At 42.8% G+C, this 25,018-nt stretch carries 21 protein-coding genes; 13 read left to right on the top strand and 8 right to left on the bottom strand.

What is annotated here, in order from left to right:
• Positions 1–39: 39 nt before the first annotated feature.
• From jag to rpmH, 5 genes are read right to left on the bottom strand one after another with little or no spacing between them, the layout of a single operon-like run.
• A complete protein-coding gene (jag, locus tag FYJ59_RS07150; protein WP_154496126.1) occupies positions 40–666 on the bottom strand; it encodes an RNA-binding cell elongation regulator Jag/EloR in 627 nt (208 codons plus the stop codon).
• A gap of 33 nt (positions 667–699) precedes the next feature.
• Complete coding sequence (locus tag FYJ59_RS07155; RefSeq protein ID WP_118550697.1) at positions 700–1,998, bottom strand: YidC/Oxa1 family membrane protein insertase; 1,299 nt, start codon at positions 1,996–1,998, stop codon at positions 700–702.
• 33 nt (positions 1,999–2,031) lie between these two features.
• Positions 2,032–2,241, bottom strand: a complete 210-nt coding sequence (gene yidD / locus FYJ59_RS07160) for a membrane protein insertion efficiency factor YidD (protein ID WP_178049071.1) — start codon at positions 2,239–2,241, stop codon at positions 2,032–2,034.
• Between the two features lie 13 nt (positions 2,242–2,254).
• Complete coding sequence (gene rnpA / locus FYJ59_RS07165) at positions 2,255–2,608, bottom strand: ribonuclease P protein component (RefSeq protein ID WP_118546957.1); 354 nt, start codon at positions 2,606–2,608, stop codon at positions 2,255–2,257.
• A 52-nt stretch (positions 2,609–2,660) separates the two neighbouring features.
• Positions 2,661–2,795 carry a 50S ribosomal protein L34 gene (rpmH, locus tag FYJ59_RS07170; protein ID WP_022154017.1) on the bottom strand — a complete coding sequence of 45 codons (135 nt, stop codon included), beginning with the start codon at positions 2,793–2,795 and terminating at the stop codon, positions 2,661–2,663.
• A gap of 554 nt (positions 2,796–3,349) precedes the next feature.
• Here rpmH and dnaA point away from each other — a divergent pair.
• The 8 genes from dnaA to FYJ59_RS07210 all read left to right on the top strand — a co-directional run bounded on the left by dnaA (position 3,350) and on the right by FYJ59_RS07210 (position 14,358).
• Positions 3,350–4,714 carry a chromosomal replication initiator protein DnaA gene (gene dnaA, locus FYJ59_RS07175; protein WP_154496127.1) on the top strand — a complete coding sequence of 455 codons (1,365 nt, stop codon included), beginning with the start codon at positions 3,350–3,352 and terminating at the stop codon, positions 4,712–4,714.
• A 279-nt stretch (positions 4,715–4,993) separates the two neighbouring features.
• Entirely contained in the window at positions 4,994–6,103 is a 1,110-nt protein-coding gene (gene dnaN / locus FYJ59_RS07180; protein ID WP_118550695.1) for a DNA polymerase III subunit beta, read from the top strand.
• Between the two features lie 16 nt (positions 6,104–6,119).
• Positions 6,120–6,326: an RNA-binding S4 domain-containing protein gene (locus tag FYJ59_RS07185; protein ID WP_154496128.1), complete on the top strand. Its 207-nt coding sequence runs from the start codon at positions 6,120–6,122 to the stop codon at positions 6,324–6,326.
• Between the two features lie 10 nt (positions 6,327–6,336).
• Complete coding sequence (gene recF, locus FYJ59_RS07190) at positions 6,337–7,488, top strand: DNA replication/repair protein RecF (RefSeq protein WP_118546960.1); 1,152 nt, start codon at positions 6,337–6,339, stop codon at positions 7,486–7,488.
• A gap of 18 nt (positions 7,489–7,506) precedes the next feature.
• Complete coding sequence (gene gyrB, locus FYJ59_RS07195; protein WP_154496129.1) at positions 7,507–9,714, top strand: DNA topoisomerase (ATP-hydrolyzing) subunit B; 2,208 nt, start codon at positions 7,507–7,509, stop codon at positions 9,712–9,714.
• 82 nt (positions 9,715–9,796) lie between these two features.
• The gene (gene gyrA / locus FYJ59_RS07200; protein ID WP_154496130.1) at positions 9,797–12,397 is read left to right on the top strand and encodes a DNA gyrase subunit A; all 2,601 of its coding nucleotides are present in this window, start codon (positions 9,797–9,799) and stop codon (positions 12,395–12,397) included.
• Between the two features lie 30 nt (positions 12,398–12,427).
• Entirely contained in the window at positions 12,428–13,606 is a 1,179-nt protein-coding gene (locus FYJ59_RS07205) for a cation:proton antiporter (protein ID WP_154496131.1), read from the top strand.
• Positions 13,607–13,617: 11 nt separating this feature from the next.
• Positions 13,618–14,358 (top strand): hypothetical protein, encoded by a 741-nt coding sequence (locus tag FYJ59_RS07210; RefSeq protein ID WP_154496145.1) that lies wholly within the window; start codon positions 13,618–13,620, stop codon positions 14,356–14,358.
• 37 nt (positions 14,359–14,395) lie between these two features.
• On the opposite strand, the gene FYJ59_RS07215 is transcribed toward FYJ59_RS07210, so the two are convergent.
• The 3 genes from FYJ59_RS07215 to FYJ59_RS07225 are packed head-to-tail and all read right to left on the bottom strand — an operon-like array spanning position 14,396 to position 18,955.
• Positions 14,396–15,823 carry a HAMP domain-containing sensor histidine kinase gene (locus FYJ59_RS07215; RefSeq protein ID WP_154496132.1) on the bottom strand — a complete coding sequence of 476 codons (1,428 nt, stop codon included), beginning with the start codon at positions 15,821–15,823 and terminating at the stop codon, positions 14,396–14,398.
• 24 nt (positions 15,824–15,847) lie between these two features.
• Positions 15,848–16,549 (bottom strand): response regulator transcription factor, encoded by a 702-nt coding sequence (locus tag FYJ59_RS07220; RefSeq protein ID WP_022154006.1) that lies wholly within the window; start codon positions 16,547–16,549, stop codon positions 15,848–15,850.
• 24 nt (positions 16,550–16,573) lie between these two features.
• Positions 16,574–18,955, bottom strand: coding sequence for an endonuclease MutS2 (locus tag FYJ59_RS07225; protein WP_154496133.1), 2,382 nt, complete (start codon positions 18,953–18,955; stop codon positions 16,574–16,576).
• A 377-nt stretch (positions 18,956–19,332) separates the two neighbouring features.
• Here FYJ59_RS07225 and FYJ59_RS07230 point away from each other — a divergent pair, with 377 nt between their 5' ends.
• The 5 genes from FYJ59_RS07230 to FYJ59_RS07250 all read left to right on the top strand — a co-directional run.
• The gene (locus tag FYJ59_RS07230) at positions 19,333–20,691 is read left to right on the top strand and encodes a S1C family serine protease (protein ID WP_154496134.1); all 1,359 of its coding nucleotides are present in this window, start codon (positions 19,333–19,335) and stop codon (positions 20,689–20,691) included.
• Positions 20,692–20,717: 26 nt separating this feature from the next.
• A complete protein-coding gene (locus tag FYJ59_RS07235) occupies positions 20,718–21,665 on the top strand; it encodes a 3'-5' exoribonuclease YhaM family protein (RefSeq protein WP_154496135.1) in 948 nt (315 codons plus the stop codon).
• 42 nt (positions 21,666–21,707) lie between these two features.
• Positions 21,708–22,874, top strand: coding sequence for an FprA family A-type flavoprotein (locus tag FYJ59_RS07240; RefSeq protein WP_154496136.1), 1,167 nt, complete (start codon positions 21,708–21,710; stop codon positions 22,872–22,874).
• A gap of 102 nt (positions 22,875–22,976) precedes the next feature.
• Entirely contained in the window at positions 22,977–24,473 is a 1,497-nt protein-coding gene (rlmD, locus tag FYJ59_RS07245; protein WP_154496137.1) for a 23S rRNA (uracil(1939)-C(5))-methyltransferase RlmD, read from the top strand.
• A 274-nt stretch (positions 24,474–24,747) separates the two neighbouring features.
• Positions 24,748–25,018 (top strand): DUF6075 family protein (locus tag FYJ59_RS07250; RefSeq protein ID WP_235897942.1); only part of this gene is annotated, 271 nt, incomplete at its 3' end.

Consider the following 25,018-nt stretch of genomic DNA (forward strand, 5'->3'; position numbering starts at 1 on the left):
TACCGGCTTTTCATCACATTATTGTAATCTTCACTTTGATTATTTCTTCAAAGTAACTACAACTCTTCGGAAAGGTTCCTCACCTTCGCTGTGTGTGGTAACATATTTATCATTTTGCAATGCGGAATGAATAATTCTTCTCTCATAAGGATTCATGGGCTCCAGAGATACGCTTCTCTTGGTTCTCTTAACCTTATAAGCAATGTTTTTGGCAAGATTCTCAAGAGTTTCTTTTCTGCGCTGACGATAATTCTCGGTGTCAACCTTTACATGAATATACTCTTCAGATTCTTTGTTCACCACCAGAGATACCAGGTACTGGAGGGAATCCAGTGTCTGTCCTCTCTTACCGATCAGAACACCCATCTCATTACCGCTTAATTCGATATCCATGCTCTTCTCTTCTTCGTTGTACTTAATGGCAATTACTACTTCCATATTCATTGCCTGGAATACATCGTTTAAGAATACTCTGGCAACTTCTTCTACAGAACTTTTTTTAACAGATGCTTTGATCACAGCAGCCTTTGCTCCGATTCCTAAGAATCCGGAAGAACCTTCTTCTACTACTTCATAATCCAGCTTATCACTGGTAACACCCAGCTTCTGGCAAGCTTCTGTAATAGCATCACTGACTGTCTTTGCAGATACTTCGATCATGTCCATATTATTTACCTCCTCAATTATTAAGGAAACTTTCTATTTACGGCTGTTTTTCTCGTTATAGTCTCTGACCATATTAGCCTTAGACATCATACTTCCGGGTTTTGCTTCTTTTACTTCGGAATAGCTGTCAGCAGATACTTCACTATTATCTATTTTAGAAGAAATATTTGCCTTCTTCTGAAGATTTTTAGTATTCATGCTTGCATAAGCATTCAGTTTTTCCTGCTGTTCCTTCATTTTTTCAAGCTTTTTCGCACTCTTCTCAGAATTTTTCTTGATAATATCATCAAAATTCATCTTATCAATATGCTTATTGATCACTATCTGCTGGATACTTCTGACAACGCTACCTGCAACCCAGTACAGACCCAGACCGGAAGGTAATGTAAAACAGAACCATGCAGACATCAGAGGCATGATCATATTCATAGTCTTCATGGAAGAAGCCATTGCTGCCGCCTGATCATTGCCATTGTTAGAAGAAGTATCCTGCTGAGGCATCAGCTTTACGTTGATCCATTGTGTCAAAGCAGACAGAACCGGAATAGCAATTGCTCCGATTACTAAAAGCCATGCTCCGTTAGCCCATGCTTCCTTCAACACATAAGAAGGAGAGTTGCCGATATTCAGTCCTAAAAAATTATTATATTCTTCCAGCTTGCTTACCGTATTGGTCACATCTGCTGCAAGAGAAGGGAACTTCTCACTGATACTTGCAAAATCAGCGGTAGATGCCTTGTTCAGACAGTCAATGATCGTATTCTGTACATATTCACTGTGAGTACCGGCTACAAAGCCTGCATTCGTGAACTGCTTACTGTACATAGCGGAATTGCTCAGATTCTGAACCAGCTCCGTTGCACCGGCTGTATCAATAATATTATCTACCAGAGGGAAGAAAGCTTCCTTAACTCTGCCGACATAAGCAGGAATTGCATAAATTACACGATACAGAGCAAACAGAATAGGCATCTGGATCAACATATACAGACAGCTGCCGGTAGGAGATACACCATACTTTGCATATACTGCCTGGATTTCCTGATTCTGTGCCAACTGAGCATCCTGATCCTTACGATTCTTGTATTTTGCCTGAATCGCCTGAATCTCAGGATTCATTTTAGCAGACAGCTTAGAGAATTTCTGCTGCTTGATGGTAAGAGGCATCATCAACAGGTTAACAACAATTGTAAAAAGGATGATTGCGAGACCGATATTGGGAATACCGATCATATTCAGAACTTCGAAGATTCCTTCCATTATCTTACCCAGAAGCCAGGCTACCTGTCCGATAATGAATGTGGAATTCTGTGTCAAAAGAATACCGTTCATTTATCCTCCTAATAAGTGCCATTATTTAAAATTTTACGGTACCGGATCATATCCACCCTTGGAAAAAGGATTACACCTCAAAATTCTCCAGGCTGCCAAAAGTCCTCCCTTGATCACACCATATTTTTCAATGGCTTCCAGACCATATTGAGAACAACTGGGAACATAAGGACATTTGGTTCCCTTATAAGGCGAAATATATTTCTGATAAAATCTTATCATGGCTATCAATATTTTTTTCATATACGATTCTAATTTAGTCATTATAAAAATAAATTTTTATAATATGATGAAGTTTTGCAAGATGTAACAATGCGCTCTCCGCTTCTTCATATCCTATGGAAGCTGCACCGGGTCTTGCAATGATTACCATATCCAAACCACTATTGAATACACTTTCATGTAATCTGTAACTTTCTCTGACCAGTCGTGTAATCCTGTGTCTTACCACACTATTACCGACTTTTTTACTTACACTGATTCCGATTCTGTTCTTATCAAGGCCATTTTCCTTAACATACATGATAAAGTACTTGTTAGCATAAGATCTGCCATTCTTGTACACAAAACGGAACTGTTCATTTTTCTTTAATGATTCCGAAAACTGCATGCAATCCTCCAACCGTGAAAGTTAAGAGAAAAAAAGGTCACATTGCTGTGACCTATGCGGATAATTTCTTTCTTCCTTTTGCACGTCTTGCTGCTAAAACTTTTCTTCCACCGGGAGTACTCATTCTGGCTCTGAAACCGTGAACCTTGGAATGGGAACGCTTTTTAGGCTGAAATGTCATCTTCATGGAAAGGCACCTCCTTCTCTAAACCTTCTTATATAAAAAGGTAAACATATTTTTCAACAATTGGGCGCATAAAAATACGCCTTCCTTTCGGAAAATAGCATATTGATTGTAATGTAAAAGCCCATCAATGTCAAGCAAAAATCAATAAAAATGCTGAAAAATCAAGAGAAAACGAGCTTTTTAAAATTCTAAATTTTTTTTAAATTAAGTTATCCACATAGATATACACCATTTTTACCCACAAACGAGTTATCCACACCTTGTTGATTATTTGTGGATATTTTTATTTTTCATAGGGATATTATGTGTAAATCACGTGTAAAAGTGGACAAGTATCCAGTAAATGTGGATATCTTGAAATTTTACTATTTTATCCACATTTACACATCGCTATCCACAATCCCTGTTTATATTACAAGTTATAAACAACTTTATCAACAGATTGTGGATAACTTTATACATGACCTGTTCATAACTTGCATTTGAATTATTTGTAAATCTATTATACAATGAAATGGAGTTTCGCATGCGTCAGCTTGCACGGGAGGAAATCAATGGAAGCAATCAAAGAAAATTGGACAACTATCAAAGAAGCTGTCAGAAGAGAATACAGTCTTTCTGACATTTCTTATCATACATGGGTAGAACCTTTAGAATTTCACAATGTGGTAAATGATGTAGTAAGTATCATCATTCCCTCGGACCAGGCACATGCCCTGAATTATATTTCTTCCAAATATAAAAGTTTTTTTCAGGTAACCATCACCGAAATGTTTGATCATCCTTATGATATCAGCTTTATTTTGGAAAAGGATGTAAAAGGGGAAGAGACTGCAGAGAATGAAATGGCTGCTCCAAACCAGATCTACGGTGTGAATTATGAAGATGCCCATCTGAATCCTAAGTACAAATTTGACACTTTTGTCGTAGGAAGCAACAATAAATTCGCTCATTCCGCATCTCTCGCTGTAGCAGAGTCTCCGGGAGAGGTCTACAATCCTCTCTATTTATATGGAGGTCCCGGTCTGGGCAAGACCCATTTGATGCATTCTATCGGACACTTTATATTAGAACAGGATCCGGACAAAAAGGTACTCTACGTCACCAGTGAAGAATTTACGAATGAAGTAATCGAATCTATTCGTAGTGGTAATGCAGCTTCCATGACCAAGCTGCGTGAGAAGTATCGCAATGTTGATGTACTCATGGTTGATGATGTACAGTTTATTATAGGTAAGGAAAGTACCCAGGAGGAATTCTTCCATACTTTCAATGCTCTGCACGCTGCCCACAAACAGATCATTCTGTCTTCCGATAAGCCTCCTAAGGAAATGGAGACTTTGGATGAAAGATTCCGTTCCCGTTTCGAATGGGGTCTGATCGCAGATATTCAGCCACCCGATTATGAGACCAGAATGGCTATTTTACGGAAAAATGCTGAGACCTACGACCGTCAGATTGATGAAGAGATCATCAAATATATTGCTACGAATATCAAATCCAACATTCGTGAGCTGGAAGGTGCTTTTAATAAGATCATTGCTTTTGCCAAATTAAATAAGGTAGATCTAACTCTCTCCCTGGCGGAAGAAGCACTGAAGGATGTTATCTATCCAAACAAGCCCAAGGAGATCACTCCTACTCTCATTATTAATGTAGTAGCGGAGCATTTTGGTGTGAAAGCGGAAGATATTACTTCCAAGAAAAGAAATTCCGAGTTTGTACAACCACGTCAGGTCGTTATGTATCTGTGCAGAGAATTAACGGATACTTCCTTCACTAATATAGGTAAGCTTTTGGGCAAAAAGGACCACACAACCATCATCCACGGTGTGAATAAAGTGGCAGCGGAGATTCAGACCAACGAGGAACTTCGTAATAAAATAGATATTATCACTAAAAAGATTAATCCCTCCTGATGTGTATATCTCGGGAACAAAATGTGTATTGTTGTTGATAACTGATTTCAAGGCTTCAAGAAGGATAGGATGCAGTGTGAATAAGCTAAGAGTTATTCTTAGGTTATTCTGCCAAATCCACAAGATTTCCATTCCATTTTTCCTTGAAAAATAGTATAATAAGACTGGTTATGCACATATCAACATCCCTTATTAAGGATACTACGAAATTCTTTTATTATTTTTATATAACGCGTATCCACGCGTACGCAAATCAACCAGAAAGGAAGTTATGCACACATGAAATTAGTCTGTTCAAAAGCAAATCTTTTAAACGGCGTACAGATCGTATCCAAAGCTGTTCCCAGTAAGACTACAATGTCTATTCTGGAATGTATTTTAGTAGATACTACTAACGGAGAAATTAAACTTACTGCCAACGACATGGAACTCGGCATTGAGACGACCATCGAGGGACAGATTGTAGAAAAAGGTATCATTGCCCTGGATGCCAAGATATTCCTTGAAATCGTGCGTAAACTTCCCGACAGCGATATTACCATTGAAACAGATGCTTCTTTTAAGACCGTCATTACCTGCGAAAAGGCAAAATTCACTATTATTGGTAAATCCGGCGAAGATTTTTCCTATCTTCCCGCAGTGGAAAGAGATGACAGCATTGTGATCAGTCAGTTTACTTTAAAAGAACTGGTAAGACAGACAATTTTCTCTATCTCTGACAATGATAATAACAAATTAATGACCGGTGAACTGTTTGATATTAACGGAGATGAATTCAAGATCGTGTCTCTGGATGGACACCGTATCTCTATCCGTAAGATTCAGATGAAGAATAGTTATGCTCCAAAAAAGGTAGTGGTACCCGGTAAGACCCTGAATGAAGTAAGTAAGATTTTACCCGGAGATGCAGACAGTGATGTTACAATCTCTTTCACTGAAAAGCATATTGTATTTGAATTCGATAAGACCGTTGTGGTATCCCGTCTGATCGAAGGAGAATATTTCAAAATCGACCAGATGCTTTCCAGCGATTATGAGACGAAAGTAAAGGTCAATAAAAAGGAGTTCTTAAGCTGTATCGATCGTGCTACTCTTCTGGTAAAAGAAGGCGACAAGAAGCCTATTATTGTAAATATCACAGACAACGGAATGGAACTTAAGATCAATTCCGCTCTGGGAAGCATGAATGAAGAAATTGATATTCAGAAACAGGGTAAGGATCTTATGATCGGATTCAATCCCAAGTTTTTGATCGATGCTCTTCGTGTTATCGATGATGAGGAAGTAGATTTGTACATGGTAAATCCCAAGGCTCCCTGTTTCATCAAAAATGTGGAGGAAAGCTATATTTACCTGATCCTTCCCGTGAACTTTACGACAGTAGCTTAGAAATGAGGTTATAGATATGCATACGATCCGTTTGAAGGATGATTATATAAAGCTTGGTCAGGCATTAAAGGCAGCCGGTGTAGTAGAATCCGGCGTAGATGCAAAATTTGCCGTACAGGACGGTCTGGTAAAAGTAAACGGACAGACCGAGACCCAGAGAGGCAAAAAGCTGGTATCCGGAGATAAAGTGGAATATGATGGCGAGACCATCATAATAGAGTAAGCAGGTTACTATGATCATCAAATCAATAGAATTGGCAGATTACAGGAATTATGATTCGCTCGTCTTGCAGTTCGACCGTGGAACCAATATTCTGTACGGAGACAATGCGCAGGGCAAGACGAATATCCTGGAAGCAATCTATGTTGCTGCCACCACAAAATCGCATAAAGGAAGCAAGGACAGAGAAATTGTTAATTTTGACAAGGAAGAGGCACATATTAGAACGTATCTCGAAAAAGATGGAAAAGAGATCCGCGTGGACATGCATCTGAGAAAGTCAAAGTCCAAAGGAATTGCTATTGATGGTCAGAAGATCAAGAAGGCTGCAGATCTCCTGGGGCTTTGTAATGTCGTATTTTTCTCACCAGAAGACCTTGGAATTATTAAAAACGGTCCTGCAGAACGAAGAAGATTTGTAGATATGGAATTATGTCAGTTGGACAATTTCTATCTCTATAATCTCAATCATTACAACAAAATCGTCAATCAGCGCAATAAGCTTCTGAAGGATATGTATATGAATCCGGATCTGAAGGAAACTCTGACTATCTGGGATATGCAGCTGGTATCCTACGGAAGTAAGATCATAGAGCGCAGAAAGCTGTTCGTAGAACAGCTCAATGAGATCATTTATGAGATTCATAAAAAGCTGTCCGGTGGCAGGGAAGAAATCCGTATCCAGTATGAGCCGGATGTGGAGCTGGATGAATTTGAAAGAAAATTAAAAAACAGCCAGGATCGTGATATGCGGGCCAAAATGACATCCGTGGGACCCCACAGAGATGACTTTTCCTTCCTGGTAGGTGATGTGGATATACGAAAGTTCGGATCCCAGGGTCAGCAGCGTACTGCTGCTCTTTCTTTAAAATTATCCGAAATTGAATTAGTAAAAAGGATCACGAAAGATACACCGGTCCTGTTACTTGACGATGTATTGTCTGAACTGGACAGTAACCGGCAAAACTATCTGTTGAACAGTATCGGAGATATTCAGACGATCATTACCTGTACCGGTCTGGAAGAATTTGTAAATAACCGGTTTGAAATTAACAGAGTATTCAAGGTATCCGCCGGAACAGTTACCTGTGTAAATGAAAATATGGGTCTGAAATCGGATATAGAAGAATCTCCGTCAGATGAATATAATTTTGGCAGCCTGTAGGGCAGAATGTGAGGAATCATGAGCGAAGAAAATAGGAACAATACCGCGGTAGAACATGAATACGGCGCGGATCAGATTCAGATATTGGAAGGTCTGGAAGCTGTAAGAAAGCGTCCGGGAATGTATATTGGTACCACATCCAGCAGAGGACTGCATCACCTGGTGTATGAGATCGTTGATAATGCGGTAGATGAAGCACTGGCAGGATTCTGCGATACCATTGATGTAACGATCAACGAAGATAATTCTATCACTGTTATTGATAACGGAAGAGGAATTCCTGTAGGTATCAATCACAAGGCTGGTATTCCCGCAGTAGAAGTCGTATTTACGATTCTGCATGCCGGCGGTAAATTCGGCGGTGGGGGATACAAGGTATCCGGTGGTCTGCACGGTGTAGGTGCGTCTGTTGTAAATGCCCTCTCCAACTGGCTGGAAGTAGAAATCTGCCAGGGCGGCAAGGTATATAAGCAGCGTTATGAGAGAGGACATGTGTGTTATGCACTGAAAGAAATCGGCACCTGCCCTATGGAAAAGACAGGTACCAAGGTTACTTTCCTGCCGGATGATACGATTTTTACAGAAACAACGGTCTATGATTTTGATGTACTGAAGAGAAGACTCAGAGAGATGGCATTCCTGACTAAGGGACTGCGCATCATCTTAAGAGATAACCGTACGGAAGAGGAAGCTTCTCTGGAGGCAATGTCTGCGGAACATGAAAATGAGCAGATTAGCGAACTGTTACAGAGAGCACAGGAAGATGCCAAAGATACATCTGCATCTTCAGATGATTCTGTTTCCGATGCTGCGGCAAAAGAATCCGTTAAGGATGACTCTGAGGCGTTTGCAGATGCTTTTGCTACTTCTGAGGAATCTACCAGAGCCCACACCGGCGGCAAAATCGGGAAGATACATACCATTACTCTGGAAAATGGTAAGAAACAGAAAGTTGTTGAGTTCTACTACGAAGGTGGTATCAAGGAATTTGTTGCTTATCTGAATAAAAGTAAGGAGCCTTTATACGAAAATATTCTGTATTTTGAAGGCGAGAAGAATAGTGTGTACGTGGAAGTATCTTTCCAGCACAATGATTCTTATAACGAGAGTGTATTCAGCTTTGTAAATAATATCAATACTCCTGAAGGAGGTACTCATTTACAGGGCTTTAGAAATGCTATTACGAAGACTTTTAATGATTATGCCAGAAGCGCAAAGCTGTTAAAAGACAGTGAACCAAATCTGTCCGGTGAAGATATTCGTGAAGGTTTGACTGCTATTGTCAGTGTTAAGATTGAGGATCCCCAGTTCGAAGGACAGACCAAGCAAAAACTTGGTAACAGTGAGGCAAGAGGTGCAGTTGACAATATTGTCAGTGAGCAGCTGACTTATTTCTTAGAGCAGAATCCTCAGATTGCAAAAACAATCTGTGAAAAATCTATTTTGGCACAGCGTGCCAGAGAGGCTGCCAGAAAGGCAAGAGATCTTACCAGAAGAAAGACCGCATTGGATACTATGGCTCTGCCCGGTAAGCTGGCAGACTGTTCTGACAAGGATCCGAAGAACTGTGAAATCTACATCGTAGAGGGAGACTCCGCAGGAGGAAGTGCGAAGACAGCACGTTCTCGTGCAACCCAGGCTATTCTTCCCTTACGTGGTAAGATCCTGAATGTAGAAAAGGCAAGACTGGATAAAATCTATGCCAACGCCGAGATCAAAGCAATGATCACAGCGTTCGGTACCGGTATTCATGAAGATTTCGATATTACCAAGCTTCGTTATAACAAAATCATTCTGATGACCGATGCCGATGTAGACGGTGCACATATCAGTACTCTTCTGCTGACCTTCATCTATCGGTTTATGCCGGAGCTGATCAAGCAGGGACATGTGTTCCTGGCGAAACCGCCTCTGTATAAGCTGGAGAAGAACAAAAAGGTATGGTATGCCTATAGTGACGAAGAACTTGACAGTATCCTGACGGAAGTAGGCCGTGACCAAAATAACAAGATTCAGCGTTATAAAGGATTGGGTGAGATGGATGCGGAGCAGCTTTGGGAGACCACCATGGATCCCGAGAAACGTATTCTGCTCAGAGTTAATTACGATGAAGAGACGGAATCCGAACTGGATCTGACCTTTACTACTCTTATGGGTGACAAAGTAGAACCCAGAAGAGAATTCATCGAAGAGAATGCTCAGTTTGTTAAAAATCTGGACATCTAGTAACTATTTTTCAAATCAGAATCTGAATAGTTACGGTATTTAATAATAGAGAGTCGTATTTTACGACAGATTGTGAGGAAACATGAACGACGATATTTTTGATAAGCCTTCGGAGGCTGAGATTGATAAAATCCATGAAGTCGATCTGAAAGAGAAAATGGAAACTTTCTATATCGACTATGCCATGAGTGTTATCGCATCCCGTGCGCTTCCGGATGTGAGGGATGGTCTGAAGCCGGTACAGAGACGTGTACTCTATTCTATGATCGAACTGAACAATGGTCCCGACAAACCGCATCGTAAGAGTGCCCGTATTGTCGGTGATACCATGGGTAAATATCATCCTCATGGTGACAGTTCCATCTACGGCGCATTGGTTAATATGGCACAGGACTGGTCTACCCGTTATCCTCTCGTAGACGGTCACGGTAACTTCGGTTCCATGGATGGTGACGGTGCCGCAGCAATGCGTTATACCGAGGCAAGACTTTCCAAGATTTCCATGGAATTATTGGCAGATATCGGTAAGAATACCGTAGATTTCGTACCGAACTTTGATGATACCGAAAAAGAGCCTGTAGTATTGCCCAGTCGTTATCCGAATCTGCTGGTCAACGGTACTACCGGTATTGCCGTAGGTATGGCTACTAATATTCCGCCTCACAATCTCCGTGAAGTGGTACAGGCTGTCGTAAAAATTATTGATAATCGTGTGGAAGAAGACAGAGATACAACGATCGATGAGATTCTTCCCATTGTAAAAGCTCCCGATTTTCCTACCGGAGGACTTATCCTGGGTACCAGAGGCTGTGAAGAAGCCTATCGTACCGGTCGTGGTAAGATCAGAGTCCGTGCAGTGACCAATATTGAGACACTTCCAAACGGCAAGAGTCAGATCATTGCTACTGAGCTGCCTTACATGGTCAACAAGGCCAATCTGATCATCAAGATTGCTGAGCTGGTAAAATTAAAGAAAATCGATGGTATCACAGATATCCGTGATGAATCCAACCGTGAAGGTGTCCGCGTGGTCATTGAGCTTCGTAAGGATGCCAATGCCAATGTTATTCTGAATCAGCTGTACAAGCATACACAGTTGCAGGATACTTTTGGTGTGATCATGCTGGCGCTGATCAACAATCAGCCTAAGGTCATGAATCTGCTGGATATGCTGACTTATTACCTGAAGCATCAGGAAGATGTCGTTACCAGAAGAACCAAATATGATCTGAACAAAGCAGAGGAAAGAGATCATATTTTACAGGGATTGTTAAAAGCTTTGGATTTCATTGATGAAGTCATTACTATTATCCGTGGCAGTCAGAATGCACAGATTGCAAAAGAAAGACTGATGGAAAGATTTGAGCTGTCCGATGTCCAGGCACAGGCAATCGTAGAAATGCGTCTGCGTGCTCTGACAGGTCTGGAAAGAGAGAAACTGGAGAACGAGCATAAGGATCTGGTAGTAAAAATTGCGGAGTTGAAGGCTATTTTGGCGGATGAAAAACTGTTATTGGGTGTCATCAAGACAGAGATGACTGCGATTGCTGAAAAATATGGTGATGACAGACGCAGTAAGATCGGCTATGATGAACTGGATATCTCTATGGAAGATCTGATTCCGAAGGAGAATACTATCATTGCCATGACCAGTCTTGGTTATATCAAGCGTATGACCGTAGATAATTTTAAAGCACAGAACCGCGGTGGTCGTGGAATCAAAGGAATGCAGACGATTGATGAGGATTATATCGAAGATCTTCTGATGACGACTACACATCATTATCTGAATTTCTTCACCAATATGGGAAGAGTTTACAGATTGAAGGCATATGAAATCCCAGAAGCCGGTCGTACAGCAAGAGGTACTGCTATTGTGAATCTTCTGCAGCTGGCACCCGGTGAGAAGATCACTGCTATGATTCCGATTCATGAATACAGTGATGATAAGAATCTGTTCATGGTAACTAAGACCGGTATTGTGAAGAAGACCCCTCTGATGGAGTTCTCCAATGTCAGAAAGAATGGACTGACTGCGATTAACTTACGAGAAGAGGATGAGCTGATCGAGGTGAAAATCACTGACAGCAGCAGTGAAATCTTCCTGATAACCAAACAGGGTATGTGCATCCGCTTCCAGGAGACGGATGTCCGGGCTACGGGCAGAGCTTCCATGGGTGTTATTGGTATGAACTTATCTCCCGGGGATGAGATCATCGGTATGCAGTTACAGACTCAGGGCAGTGACCTGTTGATCGTATCTGAAAATGGAATGGGTAAGCGTACCAATATGGATGAATTTACCGTACAGAAACGTGGCGGTAAAGGCGTAAAGTGCTACAAGATCGTTGAAAAAACCGGTGATGTGGTAGGTGCCAAGGCTGTAAATGACGATAACGAAATTATGATGATAACCACAGAAGGAATTATCATACAGCTTCGTGTTCAGGATATCTCCACTTTGAGCAGAATCACATCAGGTGTAAAGCTGATCAATCTGGATGAGGGTGTTAAGGTTGCGCAGATTGCCAAGGTACGTGAGAAGCTTTCCAACGGAGACCATGAATTCGAAAATCTTGAGGAAGCCATGGAAGAAGTAGCACAGGAAGCCGTTTCTGAGGATGAGGAGGAAACAGAAGAAAATCTGATTTTCCCCACTGAGGAAAATGAAGACGATGAGTAATTAATTATCAAAATAAAAGAGGCTTGAAAAATGGAATCTTATAGTATTTTCAGAGATCTGGCAATTATTATTATATTTGCCAAAGTATTTGGTATTATTGCAAGAAAATGTAAAGCACCACAGGTGGTAGGTGAGATCATTGCCGGTCTGTTGATCGGACCCAGTGTACTGGGACTGGTACAGCAATCGGATTTTCTGATCCAGATGGCAGAAATCGGTGTTATCCTGCTGATGTTCTCTGCCGGACTGGAGACGAATCTGAAGGACCTGATGAAGACCGGTTTTGTGGCATTTCTGATCGCATGTATGGGTGTATTTGTTCCTTTGGTAGGCGGAACATTATTATACATGGGATTTTACGGAGTGGCACCCTGGGGCTCTGAGAAATTCTATGAAGCCGTATTTATCGGTGTCATTATGACGGCTACCAGTGTAAGTATTACCGTGCAGTCTCTGAAAGAACTGGGAAAACTGAAAGGTAAAGTCGGTACAACGATCATGAGTGCCGCTATTATCGATGATGTCATTGGTATTATTGTACTTACTTTTGTCATCGGATTTAAAAATCCGGATTCCAATCCCGGAAGTGTAGTAATTTCTACTCTTCTGTTCTTCCTGTTCGCAATTGGTGTCGGATTTGTATTGTTCAAGGTATTCCAGTATCTGGATAACAAATATCCGCATACAAGGCGTATTCCTATTTTAGGTCTGGCGCTCTGTTTTATTTTCGCTTATGTAGCAGAGGTATTCTTCGGTATTGCGGATATTACAGGTGCTTACGTGGCAGGTATTATCCTTTGCTCCATTCAGGATTCAGAATATATAGCCGAGAAGATGGATATCAATTCTTATATGATCTTCGGACCGATTTTCTTCGCAAGTATTGGACTTAAGACCAGCTTTGATCATCTGAACGGGGAATTTGTGTTATTTTCTATCGGATTCGTCGTTGTAGCATTATTGTGTAAGATCATCGGCTGTGGTCTGATGGCAAGAATCTGCAAATTTAAGGGACCGGATGCTCTGAAGATTGGTGTCGGTATGATGACCAGAGGTGAGGTTGCCCTGATCGTGGCACAGAAGGGACTGTCTGTTGGAATGATCGGATCCGAGTATTTTACCGCAGTCATTCTGCTGATCATCGTATCCAGTATCTCTACTCCTATCCTGCTTAAGATTCTGTATACGAAGCATGCCGAGATTGATTAAAAATGGATCACATGGATCAGAAGCGTTTTGAAGAAGCTAAGAGAAAAATAATAGGCGTGGACCGTCAGAGACTGGGAATCGGAACTCTCTCAGAGAAGACGGTTCATGCTATTTTTAAGGATTATTATGAGCCGGATGAGGATCATCAGGAGATTCCCATAGAGAATTATGTGGCGGATATTTACAAGGATGGGGAGATCATCGAGATCCAGACGAGACAGTTCAACCGTATGCGGGGAAAGTTACAGGCGTTTTTACCTTTGTATCCGGTGACAATTGTCTATCCCATTCCTTATGAAAAATGGCTGATCTGGATCGATGAAGACAGCGGTGAACTAAGTAAAAAGCGAAAATCCCCAAAAAAGGGATCCACTTATCAGGCATTTAAGGAACTATATAAGATCAAAATGTTCCTGAAGGATCCGAATATCCGGTTTAAATTTGTATTGGTGAATATGGAAGAATACCGGCTGTTAAACGGTTGGAGTCGTGACAAGAAAAAAGGATCCACGAGATATGACAGGATTCCTACGGATCTGATCGAAGAGGTGGAAATCAGACAGCCGGAGGATTATCTGCAATTTGTACCTTATGAACTGGAAGAACCATTTCACAGTAAGGATTTTGCGAAAGCAGCCCATATTCCTCTTTCACTGGCACAGACGGTATTGAATATATTATTTGAAATGGGGACAATAGAAAGGGTAGGAAAACAGGGAAACAGTTATTTATATCGTGTCATAGATATATAGATTATATAGATGAAAAAAGAGGATTAGGCCGTATGGCTTAATCCTCTTCGTCTTCCTGATGGGATTTCGGCAGGGAGAAGATAAATTCACTTCCAACGCCGGGAGTACTGATCACATTGATATGCTCATCGTGAGCATTGATAATCTCTTTTACAATGGAAAGACCCAGCCCGGTTCCCTTTTTATCTTTGCCTCGGGATAGGTCGGATTTGTAAAATCTGTCCCAGATCAGCTTCAGATCTTCTTTCGGAATACCGATTCCTGTGTCTTTTACCGAGACAAACAATTTATTTTTCTTCTCCGAGGTCTCAATGTGGATCACAGAATCATGGTGACTGAACTTAATGGCATTGTCCATGAGATTATAGAGTACCTGCTGGATCTTACCCATATCTGCATGGACATACATTTCATTGCCGGTCAGGATCATCTCAATAGCAATGGATTTGTTATGACAGGTGCCCTCAAAGGTACTTGCAGTATTACGGATCACTTGATTGATATCAAAATCTGTTTTATCTAAGAGCATTCCTTTGGTGTTAAGATTATTCAAGGTTAAAAGGCTGTTGGTCAGCTTCGTCAGTCGTTCTGTTTCATTCGATACGATAGTAATGTATTTTTCGTGCATTTCCGGTGGAATCGTGCCGTCCAGCATGGCCTCCAGATATCCCCTTATAGAGGTCAGAGGGGAACGGAAATCGTGGGATACATTGGCTACAAACTTTTTCTGATCATCCTCGGAACGGGCAATTTCGCTTGCCATATAATTTAGACAGGAAGCCAGATAACCGATTTCATCCTCACTATCGACCTGAAATTCATAATGCATATTACCGGCAGCATACTGCTCTGTGGCATGAGTGATCTTCCGCAGAGGAATATATACGATCTCGGTGAAAAAGATCAGAATGATCAGGGATAGCAGGAACAGGATTGCCAGGGTGATATAGGAAATATTCAGCAGGCTGTTACAGGATTTCTGAATATCATTCATATCGGTATGGATGACTACATAGCCTTTTACCTTGTAGTTGGAGGTAATGGGAGCAAATACAGTAAGTACATCCGAATCAAAATTACCGAAGAAATCACCAACAATGTAATAGGAGCCGCTGGTTACGGTCGAATCAAAATTCTCGATGACTACCACATTCTCCACATCTAAGGGACTATTGGTATCCAGTACCAGTCGTCCGGAGGGATTGATGATGCGAATCTCGGAATTCAGATAGACCGCCAGGGAGTCCAGCTGAATTTTAACGGTCTCCAAAGTTGTTTCACTGGTGTACAATCCGCCGGCATAGGTTCCGGCGATCAGGGTTGCTTCGGAATAGAGACTTTCTGCCTTTTCCCGGATCAGATGTTCTTTGGTCATATTGGGAACAAAAGTTGTAACAATGATGAAACCAAATACACCAAAAATAAAATATGCGAGTATAAATTTTAGATAAAGTGTTTTTTTCATAACAAATCCTGCTTTTGGTATGACTTAATTACGTACTTCGAATTTATAGCCGATGCCCCAGATGGTGCTGATCTTCCAGTTGGCATGATCCTTGATCTTCTCGCGGAGACGCTTGATATGCACATCCACGGTACGTGTATCACCGATATATTCATAACCCCAGATCTGATCCAGAAGCTGTTCTCTGGTGAATACATGATTCGGTGAGGATGCTAAAAAGTAGAGAAGCTCCAGTTCTTTTGGCGGCATTTCCACAGTGTGTCCCATATAGATGACGGAATAATTGGTCAGATTAATGGTCAGATCCGTATATTCCACACACTTGTCGTTGGGATTTTCTGTGGGGGCATTGGAGGGCTTGTAACGTCTGAGGACTGCTTTGGCGCGTGCCACCAGTTCCTTGGAGTCAAAAGGTTTTTCCATATAATCATCCGCACCCAGCTCCAGTCCCAATACCTTGTCGAAGACCTCACCTTTTGCGGAAAGCATGATGATGGGAACGGAGTATTGTGCCCGGACTTCTCTGCACACCTGATAACCATCAATGCCGGGAAGCATCAGATCCAACAGAATCAGATTCGGAGCAAAGGTCTCCATAGCCGGCATCACGGATTCTCCGTCATTGACGATCATGGTATCAAAACATTCCTTCGTCAGATATAGGGAGATCAGTTCCGCAATATTATTATCATCATCTACAATGAGAATTTTCTGTTTACTTACCATGTAGTATAGGCCTCCTGTCAGTTATTATTTAAAAGTAACAATGGTTACGCCGGCATCACCTTCACCGTATTCACCCAACCGGTATTCTTTGACGTATTTCAGACGTTTTAAGTGAGACTGTACGGCATTGCGCAGAGCACCGGTGCCTTTTCCGTGTACGACTCTCACACTGGGGAGATGAGCCAGATAAGCGTCATCCAGGTATTTATCCAGTTTTGCAATGGCTTCATCTACCGTACATCCCAGAAGGTTGATCTCGGAGGACACGGAGAAGGACTTGGACATTTTCAACTTGCCGGTGTTGGTACGCTGCAGGGCAGGTGCTGTAATAGTCTCTTCTTTTACCGGTACGAGATCATTAACATTCGTCTGCATTCTCATAATTCCGCATTGTACGAAGAGGTTGCCCCTGGCATCCGGCAGAGTGTTTACGATTCCCTTGAGATTCATAGAAATGATCTTCACGGAATCTCCTTTTTTCAGTTTCTTCGGATCCACGGTCTTCTGATCAGCAGGTTTCTTTTGTGTATTACCAAGAGCCAGCTTTCCGTTCTTCTCATTGATCTTGTCACGGACCTTCTGTCTCTTTTTCTCCAGTTCCTTGATGTCGGAGGAAGCGCCTGCTTTATTGAAATCACGGATGGTTTCGTCGGCTACATCCTTTGCTTCCTGGAGAATGGCTCTTGCCTTCTCATTAGCATCGCGGAGAATTTTGTCTTTAGCCTGGTCGATTTTTTCGTTTTTCTTCTGTAACTGTTCCTGTAGGGTACGGATCCGTTCTTTGTACTCCGCAATCTCCTGCTGTTCTTTTTCAATGGTCACACGGCTCTGTTCCAGATCGGCGATGACATCTTCAAAGCTTTCGTCCTCTTTGCTGATCTGCTCTTTTGCAGCATGGATGATCTCATCGGACAGTCCAAGTTTGGAAGAAATGGCGAAAGCATTACTTTTACCGGGAATACCGATGAGCAGACGGTAGGTGGGGCGAAGGGTCTCCACATCAAATTCACAGCAGGCATTTTCTACGAAATTCGTGGAAAGTGCGTAGATTTTCAGCTCACTATAATGCGTGGTAGCCATGGTGCGGATGCCGCGGTCATGCAGATAATTTAAGATAGCAATTGCCAGAGCGGCACCCTCCGTAGGATCTGTTCCGGCACCGAGTTCATCAAATAAACACAGGGAATCCGCATCTGCGTGCTGCAAAATGTGGACAACTCTGGTCATATGAGAAGAGAATGTGGACAAACTCTGCTCAATACTCTGCTCATCTCCGATATCTGCGTATACTTCCGAAAAAATAGACAGTTCGGAACGATCCAGTGCCGGAATATGCAGTCCCGCCTGCCCCATCAGGGTAAACAGTCCCACTGTCTTTAGAGACACGGTCTTACCACCGGTATTGGGACCGGTGATCACCAACAGGTCAAAATCTTTACCCAGACGGACATCAATGGGAACCGCCTTTTTCTTATCTAACAGTGGATGACGGCCCTTACGGATCTGGATGTAATGCTCAGTGTTAAAAATAGGCTCTGTGGCATTCTGTTCCATGGCAAGTTTTGCCTTGGCAAAGATAAAGTCCAGCGTAGTCATGATCTTCTGATCCGCGGCAAGCTCTGAGCTATGAACAGCAGCCTGGCTGCTCAGATCACCCAGAATAACTTCAATCTCCTCCTGCTCCTGCAGATCCAGTTCTTTTAACTGGTTGTTCAGGTTCACGACAGCAGCCGGCTCGATGAAAAAGGTGGAACCGGTGGAGGACTGGTCATGCACCATACCGCTCACCTGGCTCTTATATTCGGCTTTTACGGGGATACAGTAGCGGTTGTCACGCATGGTAATGACTGCATCCTGCAAAAAGGTACGGTAAGCGCCGTTTACCATGGAAGTCAGCTGGCTATGGATTTTTTCATTGGTGGAAAGCTTGGAGCGGCGGATACTTTTTAAACGGGGGCTGGCATCATCTGCCATTTCCTCTTCCGACAGAATGCAGCGGTTGATCTCATTTGCAAGCTGTGTCATAGGGGTAAGTCCCTCAAAGTAGGCATCCAGGCTGTCATTTGGGAGGTCTTCCCGTTCTTTTTTTCCATAGGTTTTGATCCGGCTGACATTATCCAAAAAGGATGCCAGCTTCAACAATTCGGACATGGACAGAGAACTGCCGATTTCCAGAGAACGGATGGAAAAACCTAAGTCTCTGTTACTTCCAAAAGAGGTGCCGCCGATGCGGAAGAGACGGGCTAAAGCGTCTTTTGTCTCCCGCTGTGCGGTTCTGATAGCAGATAGGTCGGTGGAAGGCACCAGATCGCGGCAAAGCTTTTTACCTGGCTCAGAGTCGGCCTTCTCCGTGAGGAGGTCGATGATCTTATTATATTCTAAAGTGGTGAGTACTTTTGTGTTCATGTGGGGCTCCTTAATATTATTGAAAATACGCAGTACAAGCTCACTGCCGGGCTTATAATAACACGATTTCTTCGTGCTGCGCACTCTCGAAATCGTTATATCCATTTGCAATCCGGACTATCGTTCTTCTTGCTCATGCAGTACAAGCTCGAAAATGCTATGCATTTCCTCGCTGTCGGGCTTTCGCCCTATCAAAATCGGATCTGTCAATTACGCCTGCAAGCAGTCGAATTGACATCTCTCGATTTTGGTACTGCTCAATGCTAATTCATATTATATCATATTTATTGCCTTTTTTGGTACAGTTTTGTATAATTGAGATATTAGAGTCCTAAGAAAAAGCCGGTGTATCTGTAGGCAGCAGAGGAGGCATATTTATGGCGGATTCGCAAGAAAATAAGCAGAAGGAACAAAATGACGTTTCTGAGAAAAATTTTATGATAGAAAAAATCAAGGAACGTCCGGTAAATAAGAAAAAGCTGTTGCGCAGGACTTTGATCACGGCTTCCATGGCGGTGATCTTCGGTCTGGTGGCCTGTTTCACTTTCTTGGTTTTGGAACCGGTGATCAGTAACTGGTTGTACCCGGAGGAGGAACCACAGGTGGTGGTATTCCCCGAAGATCAGGATGAGATGTCTCCGGAGCAGATGCTGGCAGAGAATATGCAGCAGGAGAATCAGAACAGTCAGTCCTCTTCTGTTCCTGGTGAGGTTATGGAACAGGAGCAGATCCGGGAACTGTTATCCGGAATCATATTGGATCTGGATAATTACAAACAGATTTACAGTGCTCTTACCCAGTATGTATCAGAGATGAACCGTTCCATGGTTACTGTGACAGGAGTGTCATCCGGTGTGGACTGGTTCAACAATGTAAATGAGAGCAAGAACCAGTCATCCGGTGTGATCATAGCGCAAAATGGCAAGCAATTACTGATTTTAACCGATTATTCTCCGGTAAAACAAGCAGATGACATTATTGTCACATTCAACGAGGGCACCCAGGCAGATGCATCTTTGAAGGAAAAAGATGAGACTACAGGTCTGGCGGTGATTGCCGTAGAACTGGATACTCTGAATGAAGATTTTCTGAAGAATGATATTACGATCGCTACTTTGGGATCTTCTAATATCAAAGATATTGCCGGACTTCCGGTGGTGGCTCTGGGGCGTCCCATGGGTACGAACGACTCACTGGGATATGGCATCATTACTTCTTCCGCCAGTGAGTCGGCGGCATCGGATACAACTTATCGGATTCTGCAGACGAATATTGTAGGCAGTCAGAATGCAGGCGGTGTATTATTCAATCTTCAGGGACAGGTCATTGGTATCATTACCAATGGCAAATCTGCCACAGATATGAAAAATATGGTATGTGCTTATGGTATTACGGAATTGAAGCGTCATATCGAGAAAATGTCGAATGGAGAAAAATTCGCCTATCTGGGTCTTAAGGGTGTGGATGTCACAGAGGAAGCTAACAGCGAACTTGGGGTTCCTTACGGAGCTTATATTAAAGAGGTAGAAATGGACTCTCCTGCCATGCTGGCGGGAATCCAGCAGGGAGATGTCATCACGGGATTCGGTGAGCGCGTGATCGTCAGCTTTGACGAGTATACGAACTCTCTGCTCAGTATGAAACCGGGAGATAGTGTAGAACTGACGATTATGCGGCAGTCACAGCAGGAATATAAAGAGATGAAATTCGACATCACATTAACGGTGTTGAAATAGATTGACAGAAAGGTTTGGACAACAATATGAAATTTATTAAAGAGTTAAAAGAAGGCGACAGAGTATTTGATATTTATCTGTGCAAGCATAAGCAGGAGGCTGTTACCAAGAATGGCAAACCTTATGAAAGCGTAATTTTACAGGATAAGACCGGAACTATCGACGCCAAGGTATGGGAGCCGAACAATCCGGGCATCGGTGATTATGATGATCTGGATTACATAGAGGTATACGGTGATGTGACGAATTTCCAGGGGCAGCTTCAGATCAGCGTGAAGCGTATCCGTGTCTGCCATGAAGGAGAATATAATCCATCCGATTATCTGCCGGTGAGCTCCAAAGGCATCGACATTATGTACAATGAATTAAAGACTCTGATCGGAAGCATTAAGAACACCTATCTGCATCAGCTGTTGCAGGATCTGTTTATTGACGATGCAGATTTCGCAAAGAAATTCTGCAACTCTTCTGCAGCCAAGACAGTGCATCACGGTTTCGTAGGCGGGCTGCTGGAGCATACTCTGAGTGTTACCAAATTATGTGACTACTACTGTTCTGCTTATCCTATTTTGCAGAGAGATCTGCTACTGACAGCAGCTATGTGTCATGATATCGGAAAAGTAAAAGAGATCTCTGCATTTCCGGTGAATGATTATACCGATGACGGTCAGTTATTGGGACATATCGTGATGGGCGCACAGATGGTTGGGGAACGTGCCGCTAAGATCGACGGATTCCCTTACAATCTGCTGGCAGAATTACAGCATTGTATTCTGGCGCATCACGGTAAACTGGAATACGGCTCCCCAAAGGTGCCGGCGCTGATCGAGGCGGTAGCTCTGAATTATGCGGACGATACCGATGCCAAAATGGAGACCTTTAAGGAAATTCTGGAAAATAACAGTGAAAACAGTGGCTGGCTGGGTTATAACAGATTGTTTGAATCCAATCTGCGCGCTACCAAAATGGAGTAAATGACCATTCTTCTATGAACAGACAGGAAAGAGAGGAAACATATGGAAATCAGTGCATATGTAAAATATGTGGGTGTAAACGATCATCAGGTAGATCTGTTTGAGGGACAGTATAAGGTTCCGAACGGAATGTCTTACAATTCCTATGTGATCCTGGATGACAAAATCACCGTTATGGACACAGTAGATGGATTTTTCACCGAAGAATGGATGAACAATGTAGAACAGGTTCTTGATGGGAAAATGCCCGATTATCTTGTTATACAGCATATGGAACCGGATCATTCCGCCAGTATTCCGGCTTTTCTGAAAAAATATCCCAAAGTCACAGTAGTATCCACAGCTAAGGGATTCCAGTTCATGGAACAGTTTTTCCCGGAGTTTTTCGCCGGTCAGGGATTGCCTGCGGAACAACGCATTGTTGCAGCGAATGATGGAGTCCTGGAGCTTGGACAGCACAGCCTGCATTTTGTCTATGCTCCCATGGTGCATTGGCCGGAGGTTATGATGACTTATGAAGCAACCGAGAAAATACTGTTTGCTGCAGATGGTTTCGGTAAATTCGGTGCTTTGGACGTAGAGGAAGAATGGACCGATGAGGCGCGGCGTTACTATATCGGCATCGTCGGAAAATACGGTCCACAGGTGCAGGCTGTTCTGAAAAAAGCGGCAGGACTGGACATTCAGACCATCTGCTCTCTTCACGGTCCGGTACTTAAGGAGAATCTGGGATTCTATCTGGAAAAATATGATAAGTGGTCTTCTTATCAGCCGGAAGAATCCGGAGTGGTGATTGCCTATGCTTCTGTCTACGGCAATACCAGAAATGCTGCAGAATACCTCGCGGATGTTTTGCAGGAAAAAGGACAGAAAACAGTACTATATGATCTGGCAAGATGCGATAAGGCAAAAGCTGTTGCCGATGCTTTCCGTTATGACAGACTGGTGCTGGCGGGTATTACTTATAATGGAGACCTTTTCCCCTGTATGCGCAGCTTTATCGAAGGTTTGACCGAGCGTAATTACCAGAATCGTAAGGTGGCAATTATTGAGAACGGCACCTGGGCACCCATGGCAGGCAAACTGATCCTTGGAATGTTTGAAAAAAGCAAGAATCTGACATTTACGGAGACTACGGTAAGCATCAAGTCTGCCATGAATGCGCAGAACAAGGACGAGATCGGGAAACTCGCTGAGGAACTTTGCTGAGAAAATTTTTCACACGCAAACAAGAGCCTGCGTAAGCTATTTTAGAATATGGCACTAAAGTACAAAAAAGTTTGCAGGTTACGGAAAGGCATAAGGATATTTATGGAATTTAAAAAGAACGATTGTGTAACGGTGACCATAGAGGATATGGGAAGTGACGGAGAAGGAATCGGTAAAGTAGACGGTTTTACCCTCTTTATCAAAGATGCCGTTATCGGCGATCAGGTGGAAGCCAAGATCATAAAAAGTAAAAAGCACTACGCTTATGCCAGATTAGAGAAGGTGTTACAGCCTTCTCCTTTTCGTGTGGAACCGAAATGTGCATACCACAGACAGTGCGGCGGCTGCCAGCTGCAGGCACTCTCCTACTCCGAGCAGCTGCATTTCAAGGAACAGAAGATTCGCAATAATCTGATCCGGATCGGTGGGTTCGATGCGGAATACATTGATGAACGCATGCAGCCCATTGTAGGCATGGAGGAACCCTTCCACTATCGTAATAAAGCGCAGTACCCCATAGGAACTGATAGAGACGGTAATGTCATCACCGGTTTCTATGCCGGACGCACCCATAACATCATTGCCAATACAGACTGCGCCCTCGGTGCTTCCGAGAATCAGCAGATCCTCGAAACCATACTCTCCTATATGCGGAAAAATAAAGTAACTGCCTATGACGAAGTCACTGGCAAAGGTCTGGTACGTCATGTATTGATCCGGAAAGGCTTCACCAGTGGACAGTTGATGGTATGTCTGGTCATTAATAAGAAAATGACAAAAATGTTATACCCTACTGCCGGAGTACAGAAGAATACGAATGAGTTTTTACCAAATCAGGGAGAATTATTGGCTGCACTGGCAGAAATCCAAGGTATGACAAGTGTGTCAGTCAGTATCAATACCGAGAAAACCAATGTGATCATGGGTACCGAGATCCATAATCTCTGGGGTGAGAGCACCATTGAGGATACGATCCACGTAAGGGACATGCAGAAAGAAAATTACCCTTATACCGGGGATGCATTAACCTTCAAGATCTCTCCCCTCTCCTTCTATCAGGTAAATCCCGTACAGACCGAGAAGCTTTACAGCCTGGCACTGGAATATGCGGGACTGACCGGAAAAGAGACCGTATGGGATCTCTACTGTGGTATCGGAACCATCTCTCTCTTCCTGGCGGGTAAAGCCAAAAAGGTGTGCGGCGTGGAGATCATCCCCCAGGCCATCGACGATGCCAGAGAGAATGCAAAGAGAAACCATATTGAAAATGCTGAGTTTTTCGTGGGCAAAGCAGAGGAAGTCCTGCCGGAATTCTACAAAAAGGCAACCACAGAAGCATCTTCCGATGAAATGCTCCATCCGGATGTCATTGTCGTAGATCCACCCCGAAAAGGCTGTGATGATGCCTGCTTAAACACTATGCTCCGTATGCAGCCCGAACGCATCGTATATGTCAGCTGCGACTCCGCCACCCTTGCCAGAGACCTGAAGATCCTCTGCGATGGTGGATATGAGATCCGGAAGGTCCGGGGCGTGGACCAGTTTGGGATGACTGTGCATGTGGAGACTGTGGTGTTGCTACAAAGAAAGGATATGTAGAAATCCTTGAATTTACGCACTTTGTAGAGTTTTTCAGTTTCAACAAGATTGGTGAAAATCACAAGGAAAAAGAGCTTGTGAGAAAGGTGACCGTAGTTGTGGCATTAGACCTCGGTTGCGGGAACACAAAAAATTCTGAATATGAAAGTGAATAGAGAGCTATCAGATATATTGATAGAACGTAGGGATACTTCAAAAGAGTGTCCCTATTTTTTATATTAGGGCATTCCAAAAGGAGTGCCTTTTTCAATTCACTTTAGAAGGAGGTCATACAATGACAAACACAGCGTTAGGAGCAGGAGCTGAAAAAGCCCAAGAAATTATTTTTATCAGTGAAGCACATGAGAAATTCTACTACGAGAAATTGAAAGAGGTAAGGTATCAGGATGTGTACCACAAGGCACTTTGCTATTGCCTTGGCATTAACGATGATACCAGAAGGAATGCGAATCGCATTTATGATTTTAAGACAGGCTGTGTAAAAACAGAATGTTTGCATGAAGGCTGGCAGACCAGCGGAAGCGTGAAAGTAGTCAGAATGGCAT

The organism is Waltera intestinalis, from assembly GCF_009695995.1.
GTDB classification, from domain to species: Bacteria; Bacillota; Clostridia; order Lachnospirales; family Lachnospiraceae; genus Acetatifactor; species Acetatifactor intestinalis.